The 414-nt window shown below is 73.2% G+C and carries 1 pseudogene; it reads left to right on the top strand.

Features of this window, described 5'->3' with window-relative positions:
• Positions 1 to 414, top strand: a pseudogene (locus KW835_RS26645) (hypothetical protein); the annotation flags it as partial.

Below are 414 nucleotides of genomic sequence, written 5' to 3'. Positions count from 1 at the left end.
CCTTCAGCGGCACGCCCGCCGCCACCGGCACGGTGAGCATCGAAGTGACCGCCGACGACGGCCATGGCGGCACCGTGAGCGACAGCTTCGACGTGGTGATCGGCGCCGCACCGGTGGACCCGGAGCCAGAACCCCCGGTCACCCCACCCGTGACCCCCCCCGTGACGCCCCCCACCCCGGGCGTGCCCGACAACGACGGCATCCCGCCCACCGTGGAAGACCAGAGCCCCGGCATCCCCGGGCCCGATGGCACCACGGTGCCCGGGGACGGCAACGGAGACGGCATCCGCGACAGCGAGCAGCCCTCGGTGGGCTCCATAGGCTTCGTGCTCAGCCCCACGGGGGAGAGCAACCCGGGCAACGCACCGCCGACCTTCACCACGCTGGTGGCCAGCAGCCAGAACGGCAAGGTGG

This window comes from Acidovorax sp. sic0104, from assembly GCF_019219095.1.
Lineage (GTDB): Bacteria > Pseudomonadota > Gammaproteobacteria > Burkholderiales > Burkholderiaceae_C > Acidovorax.
This window is presented reverse-complemented; position numbering and strand designations above follow the sequence as displayed.